Source organism: Arthrobacter sp. GCM10027362, from assembly GCF_042679445.1.
Taxonomy (GTDB): domain Bacteria; phylum Actinomycetota; class Actinomycetes; order Actinomycetales; family Micrococcaceae; genus Crystallibacter.
Map to the genome: position 1 here is coordinate 1 of NZ_JBHTML010000224.1, position 5,582 is coordinate 5,582.

The 5,582-nt window shown below is 68.3% G+C and carries 6 protein-coding genes, 1 tRNA gene and 1 pseudogene; 2 read left to right on the plus strand and 6 right to left on the minus strand.

What is annotated here, in order from left to right; all coding sequences use genetic code 11:
* Positions 1-69 precede the first annotated feature (69 nt).
* Together ACFQ36_RS20185 and ACFQ36_RS20190 are read right to left on the minus strand one after the other, a co-directional pair.
* Positions 70-366 carry a hypothetical protein gene (locus ACFQ36_RS20185; RefSeq protein ID WP_377016915.1) on the minus strand — a complete coding sequence of 99 codons (297 nt, stop codon included), beginning with the start codon at positions 364-366 and terminating at the stop codon, positions 70-72.
* 88 nt (positions 367-454) lie between these two features.
* Positions 455-1,468, minus strand: coding sequence for a hypothetical protein (locus ACFQ36_RS20190; protein WP_377016917.1), 1,014 nt, complete (start codon positions 1,466-1,468; stop codon positions 455-457).
* 232 nt (positions 1,469-1,700) lie between these two features.
* Here ACFQ36_RS20190 and ACFQ36_RS20195 point away from each other — a divergent pair, with 232 nt between their 5' ends.
* Positions 1,701-1,979: a hydantoinase/oxoprolinase N-terminal domain-containing protein gene (locus ACFQ36_RS20195; protein WP_377016919.1), complete on the plus strand. Its 279-nt coding sequence runs from the start codon at positions 1,701-1,703 to the stop codon at positions 1,977-1,979.
* 330 nt (positions 1,980-2,309) lie between these two features.
* Here ACFQ36_RS20195 and ACFQ36_RS20200 read toward each other — a convergent pair whose 3' ends face one another.
* From ACFQ36_RS20200 to ACFQ36_RS20210, 3 genes are all read right to left on the minus strand, one after another.
* Entirely contained in the window at positions 2,310-3,323 is a 1,014-nt protein-coding gene (locus tag ACFQ36_RS20200) for an anion permease (protein WP_377016921.1), read from the minus strand.
* Positions 3,324-3,941 carry a DUF47 domain-containing protein gene (locus ACFQ36_RS20205; protein WP_377016923.1) on the minus strand — a complete coding sequence of 206 codons (618 nt, stop codon included), beginning with the start codon at positions 3,939-3,941 and terminating at the stop codon, positions 3,324-3,326.
* 283 nt (positions 3,942-4,224) lie between these two features.
* A complete protein-coding gene (locus tag ACFQ36_RS20210; protein WP_377016925.1) occupies positions 4,225-4,872 on the minus strand; it encodes a hypothetical protein in 648 nt (215 codons plus the stop codon).
* 132 nt (positions 4,873-5,004) lie between these two features.
* Here ACFQ36_RS20210 and ACFQ36_RS20215 point away from each other — a divergent pair.
* A tRNA-Lys gene (locus ACFQ36_RS20215) sits at positions 5,005-5,077 on the plus strand.
* 154 nt (positions 5,078-5,231) lie between these two features.
* On the opposite strand, the pseudogene ACFQ36_RS20220 reads toward ACFQ36_RS20215, so the two are convergent.
* Positions 5,232-5,582 (minus strand): annotated as a pseudogene (locus tag ACFQ36_RS20220) (hypothetical protein); the annotation flags it as partial.

The window sequence follows — 5,582 nt, forward strand, 5'->3', positions numbered from 1 at the left end:
TCGCGGTTCCGGCGATTGCCGGAACCGCGACCGGCGCTGCGGCCATGCCGGCCGGGGCCGGGGCAGGTGCTAAGCCAACAGGCCGGCGCGTTCGGGCCTGCGGGGCGTGAACCAATCCCAGGCCGGGCTGCCCTCGGCCGGGGTCATCGTGATCCGCCTGATGCCGAGGAGTGCTGCCACGCCAGGCAGCATCACCGGCATCCCGGACCAGAAGAGGTTCCAGCCGCTGCCGGTACCGGCCAAGGCGGCAGGCAGGCCGGCTGCGTCCGGGAGAGCCGGACCGGCGCCGACAACGAGTGTTCCCAGGGCCATCAGCCCCGCGGCAGGAACGGCGCTGTCCAGCGCCGTGCGAATGCTCTTACGCATGGGTTTTTTCCTTTTCCTGATTGATGTTTATGCCGGCCGCGGGCGGCGGCTGGGTCCGTGCTGCCGGCCCAGGGCAGCGCGGACCCGATCAATCGGGAGAAGAACCTGGGTCGAAACCGGGGGAAGCGGGCAGTCCGGACGCCTGTTGCCCGGAGAAGGCGGGAATCAGATGCAGGTTGTAAGAGGGATCTGCGGGAAGATCCGCGGCCGGCGCTGCGCCGGAAGTGCTGTTGCCTGCTCCCGCTCCGGCCTGACCTGTCCAGCCGGCAGGGGCTCCGGGCGCGGGGCCGCGCACCGGCCCGTTGGCAGGACCGCCCGAAACCGCTGCAGCGGTGGAGCCGGCAAAGATTCCGCCTGCCGGCTGATCCCCGGCGGAAGGACCGTCTTTGCCCGGGAGCGGCACAGCCGGCGGCGCGGCAGAGGATCCGGCGCTGCCGGTCCGGGAGGCCGGTTCCTCCGGGCCGTCTTCCCGCAGGGGAACCGCTGCGGTCCGCTCCGGTGCCACCGTGGCCTCGTCCGTCCCTGCCCCGGGAACCGGATCCGTGGCTGCGGGCGCTTCCGTCCCCGCTGGTTCGGCGCCGGAGCCTGAAACATCCGCGGCGCCGCCAGGCAGGTCCGTCCCGGCTGCCGCAATGGCCCCGACCGCAGGCTTAAGCACTTCGGCTGCGGGTTTAAGAGCTTCTGCAGCAGTCCCGGCAACCGGGGCCGTGGAGTCCGGCACGGGCTTGACGGCAGCCGGCATCGGGGCGGCAGCAGGCTCGACCGCGGCGGTGACCGGCAGGGATGCCGCCTCGCCGGCGTGCGCCACGGACTCTACGGCCGCATCCGCCGGCGGTTCCGCGACGGCCTCGACAGGCCCGGCGGTGCCCCGGGCTGCCGATGGGATGGCGCCGCCGGCCGCCGCCGGGGCGGCACCGGCGGCGGACGCCGTGGCTGCCATTGCCGGGTTGGTTCCTGAGTCCGGCAGGAAGTGCTCGTCGTCTTCGGCCGCGTAGGCACCTGCCGCTCCCAGCAGGGTCAGGCCGGCAGTGGCGGCAAGGGTCAGCAGGACCCTTCGCAGGAGTCCGGGCCTGGGCAGGCGCGGGCGTTCGTTCAACGCCATCACCCCCATGCTTTGCTCCGGCAACCGATAGCAAGAGTACTTACTGCCTGCCGCCGGGTCCAGATTAACAGGTTGATCAGCGCGAGGGGCGGGCCGATTTCCGCCGTGAACCTCTTTGGGTTGCGGACTGCGGCTGCAGCGGTTGGGACACGTTCGCCGGCCTCGATCTGGCGCTCAATGCCTAACCAACCCAGGAAACACGCTGCCTCCCCGTTACACCACGCAAGCGGATTTGGCCGCGGGCAACCCAATCAATGCGAAGTGTTTGTATGCCCTCGGTGAGACGAATCCGACCGCCGCAGGGGTGCGCACCGCGAAGGTGCTGTCAACGCCGGAGGATCTCTCGCTCGGCGTATTGAACGCGCTTCATGCCGCAGGCATCCCGCCCAGCGGGATTTCCACGATCGTGCACGGTACGACCGTTGCAACCAAAGCGCTTCTGGAGCGTAAGTACCCTGAACCGGCGCCGATTACCATCTCGGTGAATTTGTCAGTGGCGCACGGTCGATAAGCTTCGCCCGACCCCTGCCGATTCCTTCGTGGGACGTGGCGGCACGTGGACGAACGTACGGAGGCGCTGTCCTGCTTGTCCTACGGAAATGCGGCTTTCAGCGAGATAACTTCCCTGTAAGGGGCGGCTGCCAGCCACGCCAGCAGATACAGCACGCTGCCGCCGGCCCGGACCGCGCCCTGAAGACCTGTTCCGCCAGGGAAGGGACGGCTTTCAGCCCCGCACTGCTCGACCATGAACTCATTTCGGCACGAAGGCTGCCACACACCGGCCGGATCCTGTGACCGTTGCTAAGCAATGGCGGCAAATAACAGTTCGGGGTGAGCCGCGCTACAGCAGCGGATCCAGGGCCAGGTAGAAGATGGCCCCGAACAGTGCCGAGGCGAAGGCCGTCGCCGCCCAGGTGCCCAGCATCCTGTTGGCCACGCGCCAGCGGACGGTGTCGAAGCGCTGGTTGGCGCCGGCGCCCAGGATGGCCGCGGCCATGGTGTGGGTGCTGGACAGCGGGATGTGCAGGGTAATCGCGCCGAGGAACAGCATCGCCGAGCTGACCGTCTGGGCGGTCGCGCCGCGCAGCGGGTCGATCCGCACCAGCCGCGAGCCGAGGGTATGGGAGATCCGCCAGCCGCCGCAGAGCGCACCGGCCGAGAGCAGTGCGGCGGCGAAGAGCGGGACCCACGGCGGAATGCCGGCACCGTCCGCGAGCTGGCCGGCAGCGATCAGGGCCAGCAGTACCACGGACATCGTGCGCTGGCCGTCCTGCATCCCATGGCCAAGGGAGAACGCCCCCGCAAGTACCGCCTCGAGCATCCGGGTGCCGCGGTGGACCTCGCTCGGGGTCCTGAAGCGCACCGCCCAGGTGGCCACATACACGGCCAGCCAGGCCAGCGCGAAGGCCAGCACGGGGGAAAGCAGCAGCGGCAGGAACAGCTGCCGCCAGACCAGGCCGTCCCCGGACGCCACCCCGCCCGAGCCCAGGAAGGCGGAAGCCGCCCCCGCGCCCAGCAGTCCGCCCACCAGTGCATGGGTCGAGGATGAGGGCATCCGGCGCCACCAGGTGTAGATGCCCCAGCAGCAGGCGCTGAGCAGCCCGGCCAGCAGGATGCCGAGGCCTGCGTTGCCCGCGGGCAGCCCAATGATGGTTTCACCGAGCAGGATGGCCAGGCCGGTGGAAAGCAGCACGCCGATGAAATTGAAGAAGGCGGCGAGAACGACGGCGACGGTCGGCGTGAGCGCCCGGTTGCGGACCGGCGTGGCCACCGAATTGGAGACGTCGTGGAAGCCGTTGATGAACGCGAAGCAGCCCGAGGCCAGAATGACCACTGCGAGCAGGAACAGCTCCACCTAGGATTCCTTCACCAGGATCTGCCCCACATGGTTGGCTACCCTGCGCAGGTCCTTGGCGGCGTCGACCATGTGCTCGGCCACCTCCAGCTGGCGCAGGTAGACGGCGGGCTTGTATTCGTGCATCAGCTCGCTGGTCCAGATCCGGTGGGTGCGCTCCGCCCGCTTGGCCAGTTGGAGCATTTCGATGCAGTACTCGTCTAAGTCCTCCAGGGATTCCAGCCTGGCCATCGCATCCCGGGTGAGCTCGGTCTGGCGGTTGATCACCTCGAGTTGTTCGGAGGCACGGTCGGAAAAGCGGGTGATCCCGTTCAGCAGGACCACCTCGGCCGCACCGTCCAGCTTCTCGGCTCCTTCCACCAGGTAGCGGGAGATCTGGAACAGGTCCTCGCGTGGGAGCGGATTGATGAAGCTGGTCCTGACCTGCGTCATCAGCGCGAAGTGGAGGTTCGAAAGCTTGCCCTCCGCCTCGTGCAGATCCTCCATCAGGGGACCCCGGGCGTCGGCCGGAGTGCCGAGGATCTCCGAGAGGGTGCTGACACCGCCGTGGAACTCCACCGCCATCTGGGTCAGCAGTTCCAAGGCTTTGTTTTCCTGGGGGAAGAGGCGTAGCTTCACTGGATCAAGCCTAGTGCCTGCCGCAGGGCAAAAAATAATGGTGCCGAACCGGGAGCGCCTCTCGGCGAAAGGCCGCTCGAAGCGGCTATTTGTTGGAGCCCGGGGCTTCCACGGTCCGACACCACTTTCAGTTTTCTACGCCTCCAAGGCGATGTCAACCGGAGCGAAAATCCAATAAAAACCTTGGCAAACAGGCTGGAAAAGCGCTGCGGGCAGGACTAATATGCCCCGCCCGTCCACCGTGAAGGAGGGAAATTGCGGTCCGGCGCTGCGCGCAATCCGGTCAGTCCAGCTGGCCCCGGCGCCACGCTTCGGCGGCGGCCTCAAGGTCCTCGGCCGTCTTCATCAGCAGGTGCGAACTGCGGGTGAGCCTGCTCCCATGCTTCTCATTCGCTGCGTCCGCTGCGTCCGCATGATGCGTCTGGCCCAGGGCCACGATGCGGCAGAAGGCCGCCGAACGCTCCAGCGCGACGTCGAAGTCGCCGTCGAACGCGCCGGACAGGATCGCATCCGTCATCGCCTTGACTTCATCGGCCCCCGGCGGCTCGGCCACGCCGGCCACCACCTTGGACACCGGCGCGGCTTCCTTGCCCGCCTTGAAGTAGGCTGCCATTTTTTCCGGGTTTTGCTGGGTGGCCGCGCGCAGTGCATACAGCCGCCACAGCACGCCGGGCAGGGACCGGGGAGGACTTTCGGCCCAGATCTCCGCGATGGCCTCCAGGCCCTGCTGGTCGGCCAGCTTCACAAGGCGTTTGGTGACCTCGGGATCATCCGATTCGCGGCCGCGGTGCACCAGCGCCTGAGCCGCCAGATGCGCCGCCTCGGAGATCCGGGCCGGATCGGCCCCGCCGGCGAATATTTCAAAGTCCAACGGAGCAAACGGCTTGGGCTTGTGGTGCCTCGGAGCCGGAGTTCCATTATTTCCGCTCATGCCTTGACCTTACTCCTGCCCCCGTACCCGGTCGAGGGAAACGAAGGGTCCCGGGGCCGCGTGGACGTACGCTAAAGTAGTAAGCGGTCCAACGGGATCCAGGCGCTGGCGCCTGCGCCCGGAACGGCTGGAGGGCCTTTAGCTCAGTTGGTAGAGCATCGGACTTTTAATCCGCGGGTCGTGGGTTCGAGTCCCACAGGGCCCACCGCGAAAGCGGCCCTGACTAGGCATTTGCCAGTCAGGGCCGCTTCTGTTTTCCCGGAACCGGATACCGGGTTCAGCACCTCGGCCACCCCGCCATGCACGGGCGGAAAGCGCCTGGGCGTCAAGCAGGCGGGCATGGCCTGGCGGGGTTGATCTTACGGCCGGCTCCGGTGCCAGTGGCCCTCTCCCCACCAGCGGGGGTCAAGCCAGCGCCATTCCCGACCGTCGGCCGGGTGGTCCCGGTCCGGGCGCTCCTGTGCCTCCGGCGCCTCCGCGGCCGGGTCACCGGGGACCGGGGATTTCCCGGGGGCGGGCAGCTTCCCGGGATCGGCCGCCTCGCCGCGTACGGCCGGTTCGGCGGGAGCGGCCGCTTTGTTACGCACGGTGCGTTCGGCGGGGACGGCTTCATTGGGCACTACCCGTTCGGCGGGTGCGGCCGATTCGCTCGCGGCGGCCGTCGCCGGTCCGGCCGCCTCCCTGGCGGCTGCGGTTGCTCCCGCGGCAGC